The following is a 17,014-nucleotide window of genomic DNA, read 5'->3' on the forward strand; positions in this document are numbered from 1 at the left end:
AGAGAGCCCTGTCGGGCTGCGGCGCGGCGCCTGCCTGGCCGCACCGCACGCCCGGCCCCCGTTTCCGGAGAAAAGAAGATGTTGCAAGCCTACGTTGACCATGTTGCCGAACGCGCCGCGCTCGGCATTCCACCGCTTCCCCTGAGTGCGAAGCAGACCGCCGAAGCCATCGAGCTCCTCAAGGGCGCGAACGCCGAGGACGGCGCTTTCCTGCTCGACCTGCTGACCCACCGCGTGCCTGCCGGCGTCGACGATGCCGCCAAGGTCAAGGCCAGCTACCTCGCGGCGGTGGCGCATGGCACCGAGAAGAGCCAATTCATCACGCGCGCCCGCGCCACCGAACTGCTCGGCACCATGCTCGGCGGCTACAACATCTCCCCGCTGATCGACCTGCTGGACGATGCCGAGGTCGGCAGCGTCGCGGCCGAGGGCCTCAAGAAGACCCTGCTGATGTTCGACCAGTTCCATGACGTCAAGGAAAAGGCCGACCAGGGCAACGCTCATGCCAAGGCCGTGCTGCAAAGCTGGGCCGACGCCGAGTGGTTCACCAGCCGCCCCGAAGTACCGCAGAGCATCACGGTCAGCATCTTCAAGGTGGCCGGTGAAATCAACACCGATGACCTGTCCCCCGCACCCGACGCCACCACGCGTCCCGACATTCCGATGCACGCCCTGGCGATGCACAAGAACGCCCGCCCCGGCATCGTCCCTGAAGAAGACGGCAAGCGCGGCCCGGTGAAGTTCATCGAAGACCTGCGCGCGCGCGGCCACCTCGTGGCCTATGCCGGCGACGTGGTCGGCACCGGTTCTTCGCGCAAGAGCGCCACCAATTCGGTGCTCTGGTTCACCGGCGAAGACATTCCCTTCGTGCCCAACAAGCGCTTCGGCGGCGTCTGCCTCGGCGGCAAGATCGCCCCCATCTTCTATAACACCATGGAAGACTCGGGCGCGCTGCCCATCGAGCTCGACGTGAGCCAGATGAACATGGGTGACGTGGTCGAGCTGCGTCCCTACGAAGGCAAGGCGCTGAAGGACGGCAAGGTCATCGCCGAATTCACCGTCAAGAGCGACGTGCTCTTCGACGAAGTGCGCGCCGGCGGCCGCATTCCGCTGATCATCGGCCGCGGCCTCACGACCAAGGCGCGCGAGGCGCTGGGCCTGCCGGTCTCCACGCTGTTCCGCCTGCCGCAAAGCCCGGTCGACACCAAGAAGGGCTTCTCGCTCGCACAGAAGATGGTCGGCCGCGCCTGCGGCCTGCCCGAAGGCACCGGCGTTCGCCCGGGTACGTACTGCGAACCCAAGATGACCTCGGTCGGCTCGCAGGACACCACCGGCCCGATGACGCGCGACGAGCTCAAGGACCTGGCCTGCCTGGGCTTCTCGGCCGACCTCGTGATGCAGTCGTTCTGCCACACGGCGGCGTACCCGAAGAAGGTCGACGTCAAGATGCACCACGAACTCCCGGAGTTCATGGCCAACCGCGGCGGCGTTTCGCTGCGTCCCGGCGACGGTGTGATCCACAGCTGGCTCAACCGCCTGCTGACGCCCGACACCGTCGGCACCGGCGGCGACAGCCACACCCGTTTCCCCATCGGCATCAGCTTCCCGGCCGGCTCCGGCCTCGTGGCCTTCGCGGCCGCCACCGGCGTGATGCCGCTGGACATGCCCGAATCGGTGCTCGTGCGCTTCAAGGGCCAGATGCAGCCTGGCGTCACGCTGCGCGATCTGGTCAACGCGATTCCGCTGTACGCCATCAAGTCGGGGCTGCTCACGGTCGCCAAGCAAGGCAAGAAGAACATCTTCTCGGGCCGCATCCTCGAGATCGAGGGCCTGCCCGACCTGAAGGTGGAGCAGGCCTTCGAACTCAGCGACGCCTCGGCCGAACGCTCTGCCGCCGGCTGCACGGTGCACCTGAACAAGGAACCGATCATCGAGTACATCAACAGCAACATCACGCTGATGAAGTGGATGATCGCGGAGGGCTATGCCGACGCCCGCACGCTCGAGCGCCGCATCGCGGCCCAGGAAGCCTGGCTCAAGGACCCGCAGCTGCTCAAGGGCGATGCCGACGCCGACTACGCCGCCGTCATCGAGATCGACCTGGCCGAGATCCACGAACCGATCGTCGCCTGCCCGAACGACCCCGACGACGTCAAGACGCTCAGCGACGTGGCCGGCGCCGTGATCGACGAAGTGTTCATCGGCTCGTGCATGACCAACATCGGCCACTTCCGCGCGGCATCGAAGCTGCTCGAAGGCAAGCGCGACATCCCGGTCAAGCTCTGGATCGCGCCGCCGACCAAGATGGACGCGCAGCAGCTCACCGAAGAAGGCCACTACGGCGTCTTCGGCAATGCCGGCGCACGCACCGAGATGCCCGGTTGCTCGCTGTGCATGGGCAACCAGGCGCAGGTGCGCGAAGGCGCCACGGTGATGTCGACCAGCACCCGCAACTTCCCGAACCGCCTGGGCAAGAACACCAACGTGTACCTGGGTTCGGCCGAACTCGCCGCCATCTGCTCGCGCCTCGGCCGCATTCCGACGCGCGAGGAGTACATGGAACAGGTGGGTGTGCTCGATGCCTCGAGCGCGCAGATCTACCAGTACCTGAACTTCGACAAGATCGACGACTACAAGACCGAGGACGCCAAGGTGGCGGCCGCCGTGTCCTGATCCTGTCTTCGGCCTCGACGACCAAGCCCCGCACTGCGGGGCTTTTTCATGGGCGCCGTTCGCCGTGCCGCGCCGGTCTCCGACAGCCGGGAGCGCCCTCGGCCGGCCCGCGCCGCGGGTGGTCGTGCACAAAATGGGGCAGGCGCGGGGCTTGCCGCGCAACAAGAAGGAGACCACCCCATGCCTCTGGCTTCTCTGATCGGCCGCTGGGCCATGCAGCCCTTCGCCAAGGCGCTGCCGCCGCTCGGCGACACCGAGCGTGCGGCGCTCGAGGCCGGCACCGTCGGGTTCGAAGGCCGGCTTTTTGCAGGGCGGCCCGACTTCGACGCGCTCGCGCAGATGGGCCCGAACCGCCTCACCGATCGCGAGCAGGCCTTTCTCGACCGCGAGGTGGCGGATCTCTGCCGCATGCTCGACGACCATGCCATCGACGAGGCGAAGGACCTGCCGCCCGAGGTCTGGCGCTTCCTTCGTGAGAAGCGCTTCTTCGGCATGATCATTCCCGAGGAGTTCGGCGGCCTCGGCTTCGGCCACTACGCGCATGCGACGGTGGTCGCGCGCATCGCCAGCGTCAATGTCGCCACGGCCGTCACCGTGATGGTGCCCAACTCGCTGGGGCCCGCCGAACTGCTGCTGCGCTACGGCACCGAGGCGCAGAAGGCGCACTACCTCCCGCGCCTGGCCGACGGCCGCGAGCTGCCGTGCTTCGGCCTGACCTCGCCCTACGCGGGTTCCGATGCGGCCGCCATTCCGGACCGCGGCGTGCTGGTCGAGCGCGACTTCGGCGGTCGCCGCACGCGCGGCTTCCTGGTCGACTTCGACAAGCGCTACATCACGCTCGCGCCCGTGGCCACGGTCGTGGGCCTGGCCTTCCATGCCGTGGACGAAAGCCGGCCCGAAGGCGAGCGCGAACTCGGCATCACCTGCGCGTTGATTCCCGTGCCGCACGAGGGCATGGAGATCGGCCGACGCCACCGTCCGATGGACAGCGCCTTCATGAACGGCCCGATCCGGGGCCGCCAGGTGTTCGTGCCGATGGACTGGGTGATCGGCGGCGAGCAGCAGGTGGGGCAGGGCTGGCGCATGCTGATGGAATGCCTGGCCGCGGGCCGTGCGATCTCGCTGCCCGCGCTCGGCTCGGCCATGCAGCAGACGGCGCTCTACGTGAGCAATGCCTACGGCCAGATCCGCGAGCAGTTCGGCCTGCCGGTGGGCAAGTTCCATGCGGTGGCGGGGCTGATCGCGCAGATGTCGGCCGAGCTCTATGCGAGCGACGCGGCGCGGCGCTTCACCGCGGCCGCGCTCGACAACGGCGAGCGGCCCAGCGTGGCGAGCGCGATCCTCAAGGTGCAGCTGACCGAAGCAGGCCGGCGCGCCGTGAACCACGGCATGGACATCCTCGGCGGCAAGGGCATCATCGCGGGCCCGTCGAACCTGCTCGGCGTGGCCTACCGTCAGGCGCCGATCGCGATCACCGTCGAGGGCGCCAACATCCTGACGCGCGCGCTGATCGTGTTCGGCCAGGGGGCGGTGCGTTGCCATCCGCATGTGCTCGACGAGATGGCGGCGGTGCAGGCCCGCGACGAAACCGCGCTGGGCCGCGCGCTCATCGCCCATGGCAGGCATGTGGCCCGCAACCTGTGGCACAGCCTGTTCGGCGCACCGGTGGTCGGTGAACCGCCCGAGGCACTGGCCCACGAGGCGCGGCTGATCGCGCGCATGAGCGCCAAGTACGCGCTCACGGCCGACCTTGCAATGGGTCTTCTGGGCGGCAAGCTCAAGCGCATGGAGCTGCTCTCGGCGCGCCTGGGCGACGTACTGGCGCACCTGTACCTCGCGAGCGCCTGCATCTGGCGCTGGCGCGTCGATGCCGCGCCGGAGATGCTGCCCTTCGCGCAGGCGGCGATACGCCTGCAGATCGATGCGGCCGGCGAGATCCTGCACGATCTCTATGCCAACCTGCCGACGCCGGGGCGCCGCCTCATCGGTGCGCTGGTGCTGCGCCGGACCGCACACCTGGCGCCGCTGCGCGACGTGCAGTTGATGGCGCTGGCCGAGCTGCTGCGCAGCCACCCGCGCACGGTCGCGCGGCTCGCGCCCGACCTCAGCGCGCCCGGCCCGGGCGGCCTGCGCGACCTGATGCACGCGATGGAACTCGCCGCACAGCTGGGCGATGCGACCGCGGCGCTCAACAAGAACCTGCGCCGCACCGGCTCGCTCGAGGAAGCTGCGGCTTCTGCGCCCGATCCCGCGCTGGCGCTGGCCTACCTGAAGGCCGCCGACAAGGTGATCCAGGTCGACGACTTCGAAGGCATTGCCACGCAGCGTCCCGGGCGCCCGGACCTCAGCCCGCCGCCGCCAGCGCCGTCAGCGCCGCAGCCGTCTGCGCATCCGCGGGAAAGAACGATTCCACCGCCAGTTCCTGCAGGGTGACGTCGACCGGCGTGCCGAAGATGGTGGTGGTGCTGATGAAGCTCAGCATGCCGTTCGGCGTCGCGAGCTGAAACGGCACCACCACGTTCGACAACTCTGCGGCCGCGGGCGGTGCGTCGTGGCCGACCTGCGGCATGGGGTAGGCCTCGAGCTCGTCGTGCAGCGCCTGCAGCACCGCGTCGCCAGTGGCGGCGATCTGCTGCTGCAGCCGCTCGAGCAGGTGCGCGCGCCATTGGGCGAGGTTGGCGATGCGCGGGGCCAGGCCATCGGGATGCAGGCTCAGCCGCAGCACGTTGATCGGCGCACGCACCAGTTCGGGCGCCGCGCCGGCCATGAGCATCGGCACCAGCGCGTTGTGGGCCACGAGGTTCCAGTGCCGGTCGACCGCGAGCGCGGGAAAGGGCTCGTGGCCCTTGAGCACGAGGTCCACCGCGCGCCGCGCCGCGGCCATCGCAGGGTCGTCGAGCGAACGCTGCCGGTACATCGGCGCGAAGCCGGCGGCCACCAGCAGCGCATTGCGCTCGCGCAGCGGCACGTCCAGGCGCTCGGCCAGGCGCAGCACCATCTCGCGGCTCGGCGCGGCGCGGCCGGTTTCCACGTAGCTCAGGTGCCGCGTCGAGACCTCGGCCTCCTGCGCCAGGTCGAGCTGGCTGAGCCGGCGGCGCGTTCGCCAGTGCCGCAGATGGGCGCCGAAGGGATCGCGCGCGCCGGGTTGGGCGACGGCGGACGAAGGGGGGCGGGGCGTGTTCATCATGCCGCGCATTCTGGCGCGGCCGCGGCGCCGCGCCATGACCTGCGAGGTTATCGACCGTGCGCGGGCGCTTCGGGATCATTGGCTCCAACGCGGCAGGACAGGCTTGCCGTACAACCCGAAGGAGAAAGTCATGTCCGTCTTTGCGTCCCCCCGTTTCCTGCCCCGCGTGATGTGGGCCGATGCCGCTTCCTGCGCCGCGACCGGTGCGCTCCAGGTCGCGCTGACCGACACGCTTGCGCGGCTGACCGGCCTGCCGGCGCCGCTGCTCATGGCCACGGGCGTGTTCCTGCTCGGCTACGCGGCGGCCGCGGCCTGGATGGCCAGCCGCAAGAGCCCGCCGCGCACGCTGATCGGGCTGGTGGTGGCCGGCAACTTCGGCTGGGCCGCAGGCTGCGTGGCGTTGCTGATGAGCGGCATGTTCGCCGTCACCGCGCTCGGCATGGCCTGGGTGCTGGCGCAGGCGCTGTGCGTGGTGGTGCTGGCCGAGCTGCAGTGGACCGGCCTGCGCCGCACGCGCGCCGGCGCCGGCATGGCGATCGCCTGAAAAAGACCCTGGGTGCGACCCATGGTCATCGTTCCCTGCTATCTTTGAGGTGCTTCCACGAACAGACCGAACGAACAGGAGTTTCCTCAATGGCCAAAGCACCGGCGCATGCCTTTGCCTCTACCCTCAAGACCTTCAAGACCGCCTCGGGCAAGGCCGGCAAATACTGGTCACTGAAGGAGCTGGCAAAGCAGTATCCGTCGATCGAGCGCCTGCCGGTTTCCATCCGCATCGTGCTCGAGTCGGTGCTGCGCAACTGCGACGGCAAGAAGGTGTCGCCCAAGCACGTCGAGGAACTGGCCCGGTGGACGCCGAACTCGGACCGGACCGACGAGATTCCCTTCGTCGTCACGCGCGTGGTGCTGCAGGACTTCACCGGCGTGCCGCTGCTCGCCGACCTGGCCGCCATGCGCAGCGTGGCCGCCAAGCTTGGCAAGTCGCCCAAGACCATCGAGCCGCTGGTGCCCGTCGACCTGGTGGTCGACCACTCGGTGATGGTCGACCACTACGGCACGCCGAAGGCGCTCGACCTCAACATGAAGCTCGAGTTCCAGCGCAACAACGAGCGCTACCAGTTCATGAAGTGGGGCATGCAGGCCTTCGACACCTTCGGCGTCGTGCCGCCCGGCTTCGGCATCGTGCACCAGGTCAACCTCGAGTACTTCGCGCGCGGCGTCTACAAGAGCCCCGGCGACACCGCCGAGGTGCCGGTGTACTACCCCGATTCGCTCGTGGGCACCGACAGCCACACCACCATGATCAACGGCGTCGGCGTGGTCGGCTGGGGCGTCGGCGGCATCGAGGCCGAAGCCGCGATGCTGGGCCAGCCGGTCTACATGCTCACGCCCGACGTCGTGGGCTTCGAGCTCACGGGCAAGCTGCGCGAAGGCGTCACGGCCACCGACCTGGTGCTGTACGTCACCGCGATCCTGCGGGCCGAGAAGGTGGTGGGCAAGTTCGTCGAATTCTTCGGCCCCGGTGCCGCCTCGATCGCGGTGCCCGACCGCGCCACCATCGGCAACATGGCGCCCGAATACGGCGCCACCATGGGCTTCTTCCCGGTCGACGAGATGACCGTGGCCTATTTCAAGGGCACCGGCCGCACCCAGGAGGAAGTCGAACGCTTCGAGGCCTACTACAAGGCCCAGGGCCTGTTCGGCATGCCGGCGCCGGGCGACATCGACTACACCAAGATCGTCAAGCTCGACCTGGGCACCGTGTCGCCGAGCCTCGCTGGACCGAAGCGCCCGCAGGACCGCATCGACCTCGGCCAGCTGTCGACCAAGTTCTCCGAGCTCTTCAGCAAGCCCAACAATGCCAACGGCTTCAACCAGCCGCCCGAGCGGCTCAAGCAGCGCCATCCGCTGCCGGCCGGCGACGTCGCCATCGGCAACGGCGACGTGCTGATCGCGGCCATCACCTCGTGCACCAACACGTCGAACCCGAGCGTGATGCTCGCGGCCGGGCTGCTGGCCAAGAAGGCGGTGGAGGCGGGCCTCACGGTCAAGCCGCACGTCAAGACCTCGCTGGCCCCGGGTTCGCGCATCGTGACCGAATACCTCGAGAAGGCCGGCCTGCTGCCGTACCTCGAGAAGCTCGGCTTCTATCTCGCGGGCTACGGCTGCACCACCTGCATTGGCAACGCCGGCGACCTCACGCCCGAGATCAACGACGTCATCGTCAAGAACGACCTCATCGGTGCGGCCGTGCTCTCGGGCAACCGCAACTTCGAGGCGCGCATCCATCCGAACCTCAAGGCCAACTTCCTCGCCTCGCCGCCGCTCGTCGTGGCGTTCGCGATCGCGGGCAACGTGATGGTCGACCTGATGACCGAACCCGTGGGCAAAGGCAACAATGGCAAGGACGTCTATCTCGGCGACATCTGGCCGACGCCGAAGGAGATCGACGAGAACCTGCGCCATGCGATGAACGCCAAGTCGTTCCGCGCCAACTACGACAAGGTCAAGACCGACCCAGGCAAGTTCTGGAGCAGCATCAAGGGCACCACGGGCCAGGTCTATGACTGGCCCGCTTCGACCTACATCGCCGAGCCGCCCTTCTTCGAAGGCTTCAAGATGGAGCCGCACGCGTCGGACGCGGGCTTCAAGGGCGCGCGCATCATGGCGCTCTTCGGCGACTCGATCACCACCGACCACATCTCTCCCGCCGGCGCCATCAAGGAAAGCTCGCCCGCAGGGATCTGGCTCAAGGCCAACGGCGTGGCCAAGGCCGACTTCAACAGCTACGGCTCGCGCCGCGGCAACCACGACGTGATGATGCGCGGCACCTTTGCCAACGTGCGCATCAAGAACCTCATGATCCCGCCGGACGTCAACGGCACGCAGGAAGAGGGCGGCCTCACGCTGTTCCAGCCCGGCGGCGAGAAGATGTTCATCTACGACGCGGCCATGAAGTACATGGCCCAGGGCGTGCCGACGGTCGTGTTCGGCGGCGAGGAGTACGGCACCGGCTCGTCGCGCGACTGGGCCGCCAAGGGCACGCAGCTGCTCGGCATCAAGGCCGTGGTGGCGCGCAGCTTCGAGCGCATCCACCGCGCCAACCTCGTCGGCATGGGCGTGCTGCCGCTGCAGTTCCGCGGTGCCGATTCCTGGCAGACGCTGGGGCTCAACGGCGACGAGAAGATCGACGTGGTGATCGGCGGCGAACTCAAGCCGCAGATGGACGTGAAGCTCGTCGTGCACCGCGCCGACGGCAGCCACCAGGAAGTGACGGTGCGCCTGCGCATCGACACGCCGATCGAGGTCGACTACTACAAGCATGGCGGCATCCTGCCGTTCGTGCTGCGGCAACTGCTGGCCGCCTGAGCTTGGTCCGCGTCGGCCTGATCTCCGACACCCACGGCCTGCTGCGGCCGCAGGCCGTGGCGGCGCTGCAGGGCTGCGACCGCATCGTGCACGGCGGCGACATCGGCAGCGCGGCGATCCTCGAGGCGCTCGCGGCCATCGCGCCACTCACCGTGGTGCGCGGCAACAACGACCGCGAGGCCTGGGCCGACGGAATTCCCGAGACCGCGGAACTCTGCGTGGAGCAGGTGCGCATCCATGTGATCCACGACCTGTCGCAGATCGCGCTCCACCTTGCGGGGGTGCGCGTGGTCGTTTCGGGCCATTCGCACAAACCCAGGGTCGAAACGCGCGACGGCATCCTCTACGTCAATCCCGGCAGCGCCGGGCCGCGGCGCTTCAAACTGCCGGTTTCGGTAGCGGAACTCGCCATCGAGGGCGCTTCCGTCAGCGCGCGCATCGTCGAACTGGCGGTCTGAACGCGGGCTGTGCGGCGCTATTCCGCACGCCAGCCAAAGGACTTTCTCTGCGACTGCAATTGAGAATTGATAGCATCTGGGTTTTGCTCCTTGGCGTGGCCGGTTTCCGGCGTGCTTTCTCACCGTGCAAACCTCTGACTCCGGCGCCGCCCTGGCGCCCACCGGCCTGCGGCTCGACCAGCTTCCCGACAACCAATGGGCCACCGTGCTCGACGTGGCGCGCCCCGACGGCGCGGACGATCGCGAGCTGGTGCTGCGCCTGACCGAGATCGGCTTCGTGCCGGGCGAGGCCGTGCGCATCGTTGCGACCGGCATGGCAGGGCGCGAGCCGCTCGCGGTCCGGCTTGGCCACACCACCTTTGCCCTGCGCCGCCACGAGGCCGCGCTGATCCGGGTGGCACCCGACACGCCGGAAGGAGCCCGCCATGGGTGAGGCCGTGATCCAGGGACCGGGCCGCCTCGCGGCCACCGCCCAGCCGGGGCGCGTCGCGCTGCTCGGCAACCCGAACTGCGGCAAGACCGCGCTCTTCAACCTGCTGACCGGCAGCCGCCAGAAGGTCGCCAACTACGCGGGCGTGACCGTCGAGCGCAAGGAAGGGCTGCTGCGCACCCCGTCGGGGCGCCGCGTCTTCGTGCTCGACCTGCCCGGCGCCTACAGCCTCAACGCGCTGAGCGCGGACGAGGCCGTGACGCGCGACGTCGTCACCGGCAAGAGCACCGAGGCGCTGCCCGACCTGCTGGTGTGCGTGACCGACGCCACCAACCTGCGGCTCAACCTGCGGCTGGTGCTCGAGGCCAAGCGCCTCGGCCTGCCGATGGTGGTGGCGCTCAACATGACCGACATGGCGCGCAAGCAGGGCATCGCGATCGACACCGCCGTGCTCGCGCGCGAGCTCGGCGTGCCGGTGGTCGAGACCGTCGGCGTGCAGTCGGGTGGCGCCCACGACCTGCTCGCGGCGCTCGATGCGCCGGTGCCCGCCGCTTCGCCCAAGGCCTGGCAGGCACCGGGGCTCGACGACGTGCTGGCCACGCAGCGCGAGGTGCGCCGCATCCTCGGGCTCGCGGTCACCGAGCCCGCGACCAGCCTCGTGACGAGCGATCGCATCGACCGCGTGGTGATGCACCCGGTGTGGGGCATGCTGGTGCTCGCGGTCACGATGTTCCTGATGTTCCAGGCCGTGTTCAGCTGGGCCAGCGTGCCGATGGACGCGATCCTCGCTGCCACCGACGGCGCCGGCGGGCTGCTCAAGACCTACATGCCCGAAGGCATGCTGCAAAGCCTGCTGGTCGACGGCGTGATTGCTGGCGTGGGCGGCGTGATCGTCTTCCTGCCGCAGATCCTGATCCTGTTCCTTTTCATCCTCGCGCTCGAGGACTCGGGCTACCTGCCGCGCGCCGCGTTCCTGCTCGACCGCATGATGGGTTCGGTGGGGCTGTCGGGCCGCTCGTTCATTCCGCTGCTGTCGAGCTTTGCCTGCGCTATTCCTGGCGTGATGGCGACGCGCACCATCAGCAACTGGCGCGACCGCATCACGACGATCATGATCGCGCCGCTCATGACCTGTTCGGCGCGCCTGCCGGTGTATGCGCTGCTGATCGCGGCGTTCATCCCCGAGCGCTCGGTGGCCGGGGTGTTCAACCTGCAGGGCGTGGTGCTGTTCGCGCTCTACGTGTTCGGCATCGTCTCGGCGATGGCGGTGGCCTGGGTCATGAAGCGCTTCCGCGACAACAAGCAGCACTCGCCGTTGCTGATGGAACTGCCGGCGTACCGCTGGCCCAACCTGCGCAACCTGGCGCTGGGCTTGTATGAGCGCGCCTGGATCTTCCTGCGCCGCGTGGGCACCATCATCCTCACGCTCACCATCCTGCTGTGGTTCCTGTCGACCTTCCCGTCGCCGCCCGAGGGCGCCACGGGGCCGGCGATCCAGTACAGCCTGGCCGGCATCATCGGCCGCGGGCTCGAGCACATCTTTGCGCCGATCGGCTTCAACTGGCAGATCTCCATCGCGCTGGTGCCGGGCATGGCGGCGCGCGAAGTGGCGGTGGGCGCGCTCGGCACGGTGTATGCGCTGTCGGCCACGGGCGACGACGTCGCGGGCCAGCTCCAGCCGCTGATCGCGGGCACCTGGTCGCTCGCGACGGCGCTGTCGCTCCTGGTCTGGTTCGTGTTCGCGCCGCAATGCATCTCGACGCTCGCGGCGGTCAAGCGCGAAACCGGCGCATGGAAATACGTCTGGATCATGGCGGGCTACCTGTTCGCGCTCGCCTACGTGGCCTGCTTCATCACCTACCGGGTGGCGCTGGCTTTGGGGGCGGGGTAAAAAGCAGGCTTCGCAACAAGGGACGGACATGACACAGCAACTGATCGTCGGATTGATCGTCGCGGCCGCCGCGTTCTACGCGGTCTGGCGCTGGATGCCCGCCGGCTGGCGCCGCAGCGCCGCGCAGAAGTTCGCCGCCGGCACGCACCGGGCCGGCTGGGTCGACCGCGAGCGCGCCGATGCGCTGGCCGCCTCGCTGGCCAAGACCTCGGGCTGCGGCTCCTGCGACAGTTGCGGCAGCTGCGGCCCCAAGGTGCGTCCGGGCGCCGAGGCTGAAAGAACCGGCCAGGAACTTCGCGACACGCATCCCAGCCGCTGAGGATGCCCGCGCACATCCTCGTCGCCGGCGGCGGCATCGGGGGGCTTGCCGCCGCGCTGGCACTGTCGCGTGGCCGGCACCGGGTCGATGTCTTCGAGCAGGCGGCGGCCTTCGGCGAGATCGGCGCCGGCATCCAGCTCGGTCCCAACGTCACACGTCGCCTCGCAGGCCTGGGCCTGGCCGAAGGCCTTGACGCGATCGCTGCGCGCCCCACCATGCTGGCGGTGCGCAGCGCCGGCAGCGGCGCCGAACTCGCGCGGCTGCCGCTGGGCCCGGCGATGCGCCGGCGCTATGGCGCACCCTACGTCTGCGTTCATCGTGCCGACCTGCACGCGCTGCTGCTCGATGCGGTGCGCGCCGCGGGCAGCGGCGTGCTGGTCACCGACGCGCGCATCGCCGACGTCGAGGCCGGCGAAGACCTGGTGTGCATCTCGAGCAGCGGTGCGAGGGCCTGGGAGGGCGAGGCGCTGGTCGGCGCCGACGGGCTCTGGAGCATCGCGCGGCAGCGACTCGACGCGCCCTCGGCCGCAGAGGCGCCGCGTGTCACCGGCCACACGGCCTGGCGCGCGCTCGCCGCCCAGGCCGACCTGCCGCAGGCGCTGCGCCGCGACGGCATCGACGTCTGGCTCGGCCCCCGCCTGCATGCGGTGGCCTATCCGGTGCGCGGCGGCGACTGGCTCAACGTGGTGGTGATCGCCGAAGCGGCAGCCACCGGCAACGTGCACGACTGGGATCAGGCCAGCAGCCTGGCCGCGCTGCAGCAAGCCACGGGGCCGAGCGGGCGCAGCCTGCAGGCCCTGCTCGAGGCGATGCCGGGCTGGCGTGCCTGGTCGCTGAGTGACCGGCCCCCCCTGCGCTCGGCCGCCGAGATGGCGCACGAGCGCGTGGCACTGGTCGGCGACGCCGCGCATCCGATGGTGCCGTACCTCGCGCAGGGCGCGGGCATGGCCATCGAGGATGCGGTGGCGCTGGCCGACGCGCTCGGCGAGGGTTCCGCGGCCGAGGTGCCGTCCGCCTTCGCGCGCTATGCCGAGGCCCGGTGGCAGCGCAATGCGCTGGTGCAGGCGCGGGCGCGGCGCAACGGCCAGGTCTTCCACGCGACCGGTGCCACGCGCATCGGCCGCGACCTGGCAATGCGGGTGCTCGGCGCGCGGCTGCTCGACCAGCCCTGGCTGTACGCGGGCTGATCCCGGCGGGCTGCCGCGCTCAATCGAGGCTGAATGCCTGCAGGTGTTCGATGCGTTCGGCCAGGCCCTCGGGCCCGAGATAGTGGCCCTGCGCGTCCTCGCGCACCTCGAGCAGCGTGGCCTTGAGTTCGCCCAGCATGGCGTCGCGTTCCAGGGCGAACGCAGCCGGCACGTCGATGCCCGCCTTGGCGCAGGCCTCCGCGATCAGGTGCGCGCTCGCGGGCGCGCCGCAGGCCGCGCACTGCACGATCGCGACCACGCTAGGCTCGGCACCGTTCGCGAGCAGGGCGCTCGTGAGTTCGGGCGAGATCTGGCCGTCGATGTTGGCCAGCGCCTCGCGCGCCACCGGTGCGCCGGCGCGCACCAGTGCCATGGCGGCTGCGAACGCGCCGTGGCCGATCGCCACGTCGGTGGCCAGTGCGCTGCCCTGCTGTGGGCCCTGGAAGCTCACGCCCGCGGCCGCGAGCTCGGCCACCAGCGAGGCGTCGTCTGTGCCGATGGCGTGGCGCAATGCCGCGCGTGCGGTCGCCGGCTGGAGGCGCAGCGTGCCGTCGGCGAGCGGCGTGCGCCAGTCGCGCATCGCGCGGCGGTAGAAGGCCACGAGCTTGTCGACGAGGTCGATCGCGAGGCCGTGTTCCTCGTGCCGGTCGTCGAGGTATTCGAGTAGCGCCTGGCCCGAGAAGTAGTCGCCCGCGGGTGCGAGCGGATCCTCGTCGAGGTGCAGCGCCGCGAAGGCGCCGCGCAGGTCGGGCGCAATGGTGCTGACGCCGTCCTCGTGCAGCGCATGCGTCCAGGCGGGCGGCAGGCCGTGCTTCCACGCGACGATGCTGCCGTGCTCGCCGCCGGGTTCCACCACCGCATACACGCGGTCGAGGTACTCGAAGCCGCCGAGCGGCAGGTGCGTGAGCTTGCCGCTCCAGGTGCGGCCCTCGTCGTCGGCGGCTTCCTGGGCGATCTCCTGCTCGTGCGCGATCCAGCCCTGCAGGTCGTGGTAGCCGTCGCTGCCGTCCCAGAACAGCTCCGACCAGCTCACGGCCTCGATGTTGCCTTTCATCGGCAGCGAGAGGTCGTAGTCGAGGCGGCCGCCCGCGGTTTCGCGCCAGAGCGCGGCGAGCGCATCGGGAACCGGCCCGGCGCACAGGGCCTCGACCTCGGCGATGCGCGCCTCGGGCATCGGCGGCCGGGCTTCGAAGATCACGCGGTCCGCGAACAGCACCACGCCATGTGTGCGCAGCGTGGCGAGTTCGTCGGGAGAAAACTGGACGTCGTCTTTGTGCATGGCAGGTCTCCGTGAGGTGTCTGCCAATGTAGCGTGTCGGGGCGCGTCCTAGAGATCCGTTCGGATCTTCCAGATTTCAGGGAACAGAACCACGTCCAGCATCTTGCGCAGGTAGCTCACGCCACCCGTGCCGCCGGTGCCGCGCTTGAAGCCGATCACGCGCTCGACCGTGGTCACGTGGCGGAAGCGCCAGAGCCGGAAGGCATCTTCAAGGTCGGTGAGCTTCTCGCCGAGCTGGTAGAGATCCCAATGCGCATGCGGATCGCGGTACACCGTGAGCCATGCGGCCTCGACGCCGTCGCTCGCATCGTACGGCTGCGTCCAGTCGCGCTCGAGCTTGTCGGCGGGCACTGGCAGTCCGTGGCGCGCCAGCAGGCGCAGCGACTCGTCGTAGAGCGAGGGCGAGCGGTAGGCGGCCTCGACCTGTGCCAGCAGATCAGGGCGGTGCGCATGGGGTTTGAGCATCGCCGCGTTTTTGTTGCCCAGCGCAAATTCGATGCAGCGGTACTGCGCGCTCTGGAAGCCGCTCGAGTTCGCGAGGTAGGGGCGCATGGCCGTGTACTCGGGCGGCGTCATGGTCGAGAGCACGGTCCATGCGCTCACGAGCTGTTCCATGATCCGGCTCACGCGCGCGAGCATCTTGAAGGCGTCCGACAGCTTCTCGCTGGCGATGCAGGCCGTGGCCGCGCGCAGTTCGTGCAGCATGAGCTTCATCCAGAGCTCGCTGGTCTGGTGCTGCACGATGAACAGCAGCTCGTCGTGCGCGGGCGACAGCGGATGCTGCGCGTTGAGGATCTCGTCGAGGTGCAGGTAGTCGCCGTAGCTCATCGACTTGCTGAAGTCGAGCTGTGCGCCTTCTTCCCGCACGATGTGCTCGGGGTGGTTCGGCGAAGGCTTCCCGGTGCTCATGTCACTGCATTCTTCTGGTTGAACTCGGCGCGCCGCCATTCGCCCGTCTCGAGCACCTGCACCAGGTGCTCCACCGCATTCCACACATCCTCGAAGCCGAGGTAGAGCGGCGTGAAGCCGAAGCGCAGGATGTCGGGCATCTGCGCGTCGCCGGCGCGGTAGTCGCCGATCACGCCGCGGGCGATCAGCGCCTGCACGATCGCGTAGGCACCCGAGCCGCCCTGCGGGTCTTGCGGGTCCGTGCGGCTCAGGCAGACCTGCGAGCCGCGGCGTGCCGGATCGCGCGGTGTGACGAGCGAGAGCCCGTGGCCCGCGCAGCGCGCCTCGACCAGCGCGATGAACAGGTCGGTCAGTGCGAGCGACTTGGCGCGCAGGGCCGCCATGCCGCCCCGGCCGTTGTCGAAGGTTTCGGCCGCGAGCACGGTGTCGATGCCGCATTCGAGCCCCGCGAGCGCAATGATCGGCTGCGTGCCGCAGAGGTAGCGGCCCACGCCGGGCGCTGGCCGATAGTGCGGCGTGAACTCGAACGGCGCCGCATGGCCCCACCAGCCCGCGAGCGGCTGTTCGAACTGGCCCGCGTGCCGGGTGTGCACCCACACGAACGCCGGCGCACCGGGGCCGCCGTTCAGGTACTTGTAGCCGCAGCCGATCGCGTAGTCGGCCTGACTGTCGTTGAGCGCGACCGGCACCGCACCCGCGCTGTGGGCCAGGTCCCAGACGGTCAGCGCGCCGACCGCATGCGCGGCCGCGGTGACGGCCTTCATGTCGTGCATCGCACCGGTGCGGTAGTTGACGTGCGTGAGCATCAGCACGGCCACTTCGTCGGTCAGCACGGCGGGCAGCTCGCCCTCGTCGACGAGCTTGAGCGTGAAGCCGCGTTCGCGGCACAGCGATTCGGCGATGTAGAGGTCGGTCGGGAAGTTGCTGCGCTCGCTGACCACGAGCCTGCGGCCGGCATGCTGCTTCTGCTGCGCGAGCGCGGCGAACAGCACCTTGTAGAGATTGACCGAGGTGCTGTCGGTGCACACCACCTCGCCGGGTGCGGCACCGATCAGCCGCGCCACCTTGTCGCCCAGGCGCTGCGGCAGGTCGAACCAGCTGGCCGTGTTCCAGGAGCGGATCAAGCCCTGGCCCCATTCGGCGGCCACCACTTCGGCAATGCGTGACGGAGCCGCCTTCGGCAGCACGCCGAGCGAGTTGCCGTCGAGGTAGATCACGCCCTCGGGCAGGATGAATTGGTCGCGCAACGCGCCGAGCGGGTCTTGCGCGTCGAGCGCGCGGCAGTCTTCGAGGGTGGTCATGGAGGGAAGGG

13 protein-coding genes are annotated in these 17,014 nt (G+C 69.3%); 9 read left to right on the forward strand and 4 right to left on the reverse strand.

Annotated elements, in window-relative coordinates:
- The first annotated feature begins 78 nt into the window (after positions 1 to 78).
- Together AC3A6G_RS07465 and AC3A6G_RS07470 are read left to right on the forward strand one after the other, a co-directional pair.
- Positions 79 to 2,673, forward strand: coding sequence for a bifunctional aconitate hydratase 2/2-methylisocitrate dehydratase (locus tag AC3A6G_RS07465; protein ID WP_487859635.1), 2,595 nt, complete (start codon positions 79 to 81; stop codon positions 2,671 to 2,673).
- A gap of 180 nt (positions 2,674 to 2,853) precedes the next feature.
- A complete protein-coding gene (locus tag AC3A6G_RS07470) occupies positions 2,854 to 5,106 on the forward strand; it encodes an acyl-CoA dehydrogenase (protein ID WP_487864177.1) in 2,253 nt (750 codons plus the stop codon).
- Here AC3A6G_RS07470 and AC3A6G_RS07475 read toward each other — a convergent pair.
- Positions 5,018 to 5,857, reverse strand: coding sequence for a helix-turn-helix domain-containing protein (locus AC3A6G_RS07475; RefSeq protein ID WP_487864378.1), 840 nt, complete (start codon positions 5,855 to 5,857; stop codon positions 5,018 to 5,020). The genes AC3A6G_RS07470 and AC3A6G_RS07475 overlap by 89 nt on opposite strands.
- A gap of 133 nt (positions 5,858 to 5,990) precedes the next feature.
- Between AC3A6G_RS07475 and AC3A6G_RS07480 the strand changes: the two genes are divergently transcribed.
- From AC3A6G_RS07480 to AC3A6G_RS07510, 7 genes are all read left to right on the forward strand, one after another.
- Positions 5,991 to 6,404, forward strand: a complete 414-nt coding sequence (locus AC3A6G_RS07480) for a hypothetical protein (protein ID WP_487873444.1) — start codon at positions 5,991 to 5,993, stop codon at positions 6,402 to 6,404.
- A gap of 89 nt (positions 6,405 to 6,493) precedes the next feature.
- Positions 6,494 to 9,229 (forward strand): aconitate hydratase AcnA, encoded by a 2,736-nt coding sequence (gene acnA / locus AC3A6G_RS07485; RefSeq protein ID WP_487873445.1) that lies wholly within the window; start codon positions 6,494 to 6,496, stop codon positions 9,227 to 9,229.
- A 2-nt stretch (positions 9,230 to 9,231) separates the two neighbouring features.
- Positions 9,232 to 9,687, forward strand: a complete 456-nt coding sequence (locus AC3A6G_RS07490; protein WP_487873446.1) for a metallophosphoesterase family protein — start codon at positions 9,232 to 9,234, stop codon at positions 9,685 to 9,687.
- A 124-nt stretch (positions 9,688 to 9,811) separates the two neighbouring features.
- Positions 9,812 to 10,120, forward strand: coding sequence for a FeoA family protein (locus AC3A6G_RS07495; protein WP_487864174.1), 309 nt, complete (start codon positions 9,812 to 9,814; stop codon positions 10,118 to 10,120).
- Positions 10,113 to 12,008, forward strand: a complete 1,896-nt coding sequence (gene feoB, locus AC3A6G_RS07500; protein WP_487873447.1) for a ferrous iron transporter B — start codon at positions 10,113 to 10,115, stop codon at positions 12,006 to 12,008. Before AC3A6G_RS07495 ends, feoB begins: the two co-directional genes overlap by 8 nt.
- A 28-nt stretch (positions 12,009 to 12,036) precedes the next feature.
- The gene (locus tag AC3A6G_RS07505; protein ID WP_487864173.1) at positions 12,037 to 12,327 is read left to right on the forward strand and encodes a DUF6587 family protein; all 291 of its coding nucleotides are present in this window, start codon (positions 12,037 to 12,039) and stop codon (positions 12,325 to 12,327) included.
- 2 nt (positions 12,328 to 12,329) lie between these two features.
- Positions 12,330 to 13,514 (forward strand): FAD-dependent monooxygenase, encoded by a 1,185-nt coding sequence (locus AC3A6G_RS07510; protein WP_487873448.1) that lies wholly within the window; start codon positions 12,330 to 12,332, stop codon positions 13,512 to 13,514.
- A gap of 19 nt (positions 13,515 to 13,533) precedes the next feature.
- On the opposite strand, the gene AC3A6G_RS07515 is transcribed toward AC3A6G_RS07510, so the two are convergent.
- The 3 genes from AC3A6G_RS07515 to kynU are packed head-to-tail and all read right to left on the reverse strand — an operon-like array spanning position 13,534 to position 17,003.
- Positions 13,534 to 14,793 (reverse strand): SMI1/KNR4 family protein, encoded by a 1,260-nt coding sequence (locus AC3A6G_RS07515; RefSeq protein ID WP_487873449.1) that lies wholly within the window; start codon positions 14,791 to 14,793, stop codon positions 13,534 to 13,536.
- Positions 14,794 to 14,841: 48 nt separating this feature from the next.
- A complete protein-coding gene (gene kynA, locus AC3A6G_RS07520; RefSeq protein ID WP_487859645.1) occupies positions 14,842 to 15,702 on the reverse strand; it encodes a tryptophan 2,3-dioxygenase in 861 nt (286 codons plus the stop codon).
- The gene (kynU, locus tag AC3A6G_RS07525) at positions 15,699 to 17,003 is read right to left on the reverse strand and encodes a kynureninase (RefSeq protein WP_487859646.1); all 1,305 of its coding nucleotides are present in this window, start codon (positions 17,001 to 17,003) and stop codon (positions 15,699 to 15,701) included. The genes kynA and kynU overlap by 4 nt, the downstream gene beginning before the upstream one ends.
- Positions 17,004 to 17,014 lie beyond the last annotated feature (11 nt).

Source organism: Variovorax sp. Soil_C_26 (assembly GCF_057657075.1).

Excerpts from the sequence above, each read along its gene's own strand:
- AC3A6G_RS07465 (WP_487859635.1), top strand. The coding sequence starts at position 79 with ATGTTGCAAGCCTACGTTGACCATGTTGCCGAACGCGCCGCGCTCGGC.
- AC3A6G_RS07470 (WP_487864177.1), top strand. The coding sequence starts at position 2,854 with ATGCCTCTGGCTTCTCTGATCGGCCGCTGGGCCATGCAGCCCTTCGCC.
- AC3A6G_RS07475 (WP_487864378.1), bottom strand. The coding sequence starts at position 5,857 with ATGAACACGCCCCGCCCCCCTTCGTCCGCCGTCGCCCAACCCGGCGCG.
- AC3A6G_RS07480 (WP_487873444.1), top strand. The coding sequence starts at position 5,991 with ATGTCCGTCTTTGCGTCCCCCCGTTTCCTGCCCCGCGTGATGTGGGCC.
- acnA (WP_487873445.1), top strand. The coding sequence starts at position 6,494 with ATGGCCAAAGCACCGGCGCATGCCTTTGCCTCTACCCTCAAGACCTTC.
- feoB (WP_487873447.1), top strand. The coding sequence starts at position 10,113 with ATGGGTGAGGCCGTGATCCAGGGACCGGGCCGCCTCGCGGCCACCGCC.
- AC3A6G_RS07505 (WP_487864173.1), top strand. The coding sequence starts at position 12,037 with ATGACACAGCAACTGATCGTCGGATTGATCGTCGCGGCCGCCGCGTTC.
- AC3A6G_RS07510 (WP_487873448.1), top strand. The coding sequence starts at position 12,330 with ATGCCCGCGCACATCCTCGTCGCCGGCGGCGGCATCGGGGGGCTTGCC.
- AC3A6G_RS07515 (WP_487873449.1), bottom strand. The coding sequence starts at position 14,793 with ATGCACAAAGACGACGTCCAGTTTTCTCCCGACGAACTCGCCACGCTG.
- kynA (WP_487859645.1), bottom strand. The coding sequence starts at position 15,702 with ATGAGCACCGGGAAGCCTTCGCCGAACCACCCCGAGCACATCGTGCGG.
- kynU (WP_487859646.1), bottom strand. The coding sequence starts at position 17,003 with ATGACCACCCTCGAAGACTGCCGCGCGCTCGACGCGCAAGACCCGCTC.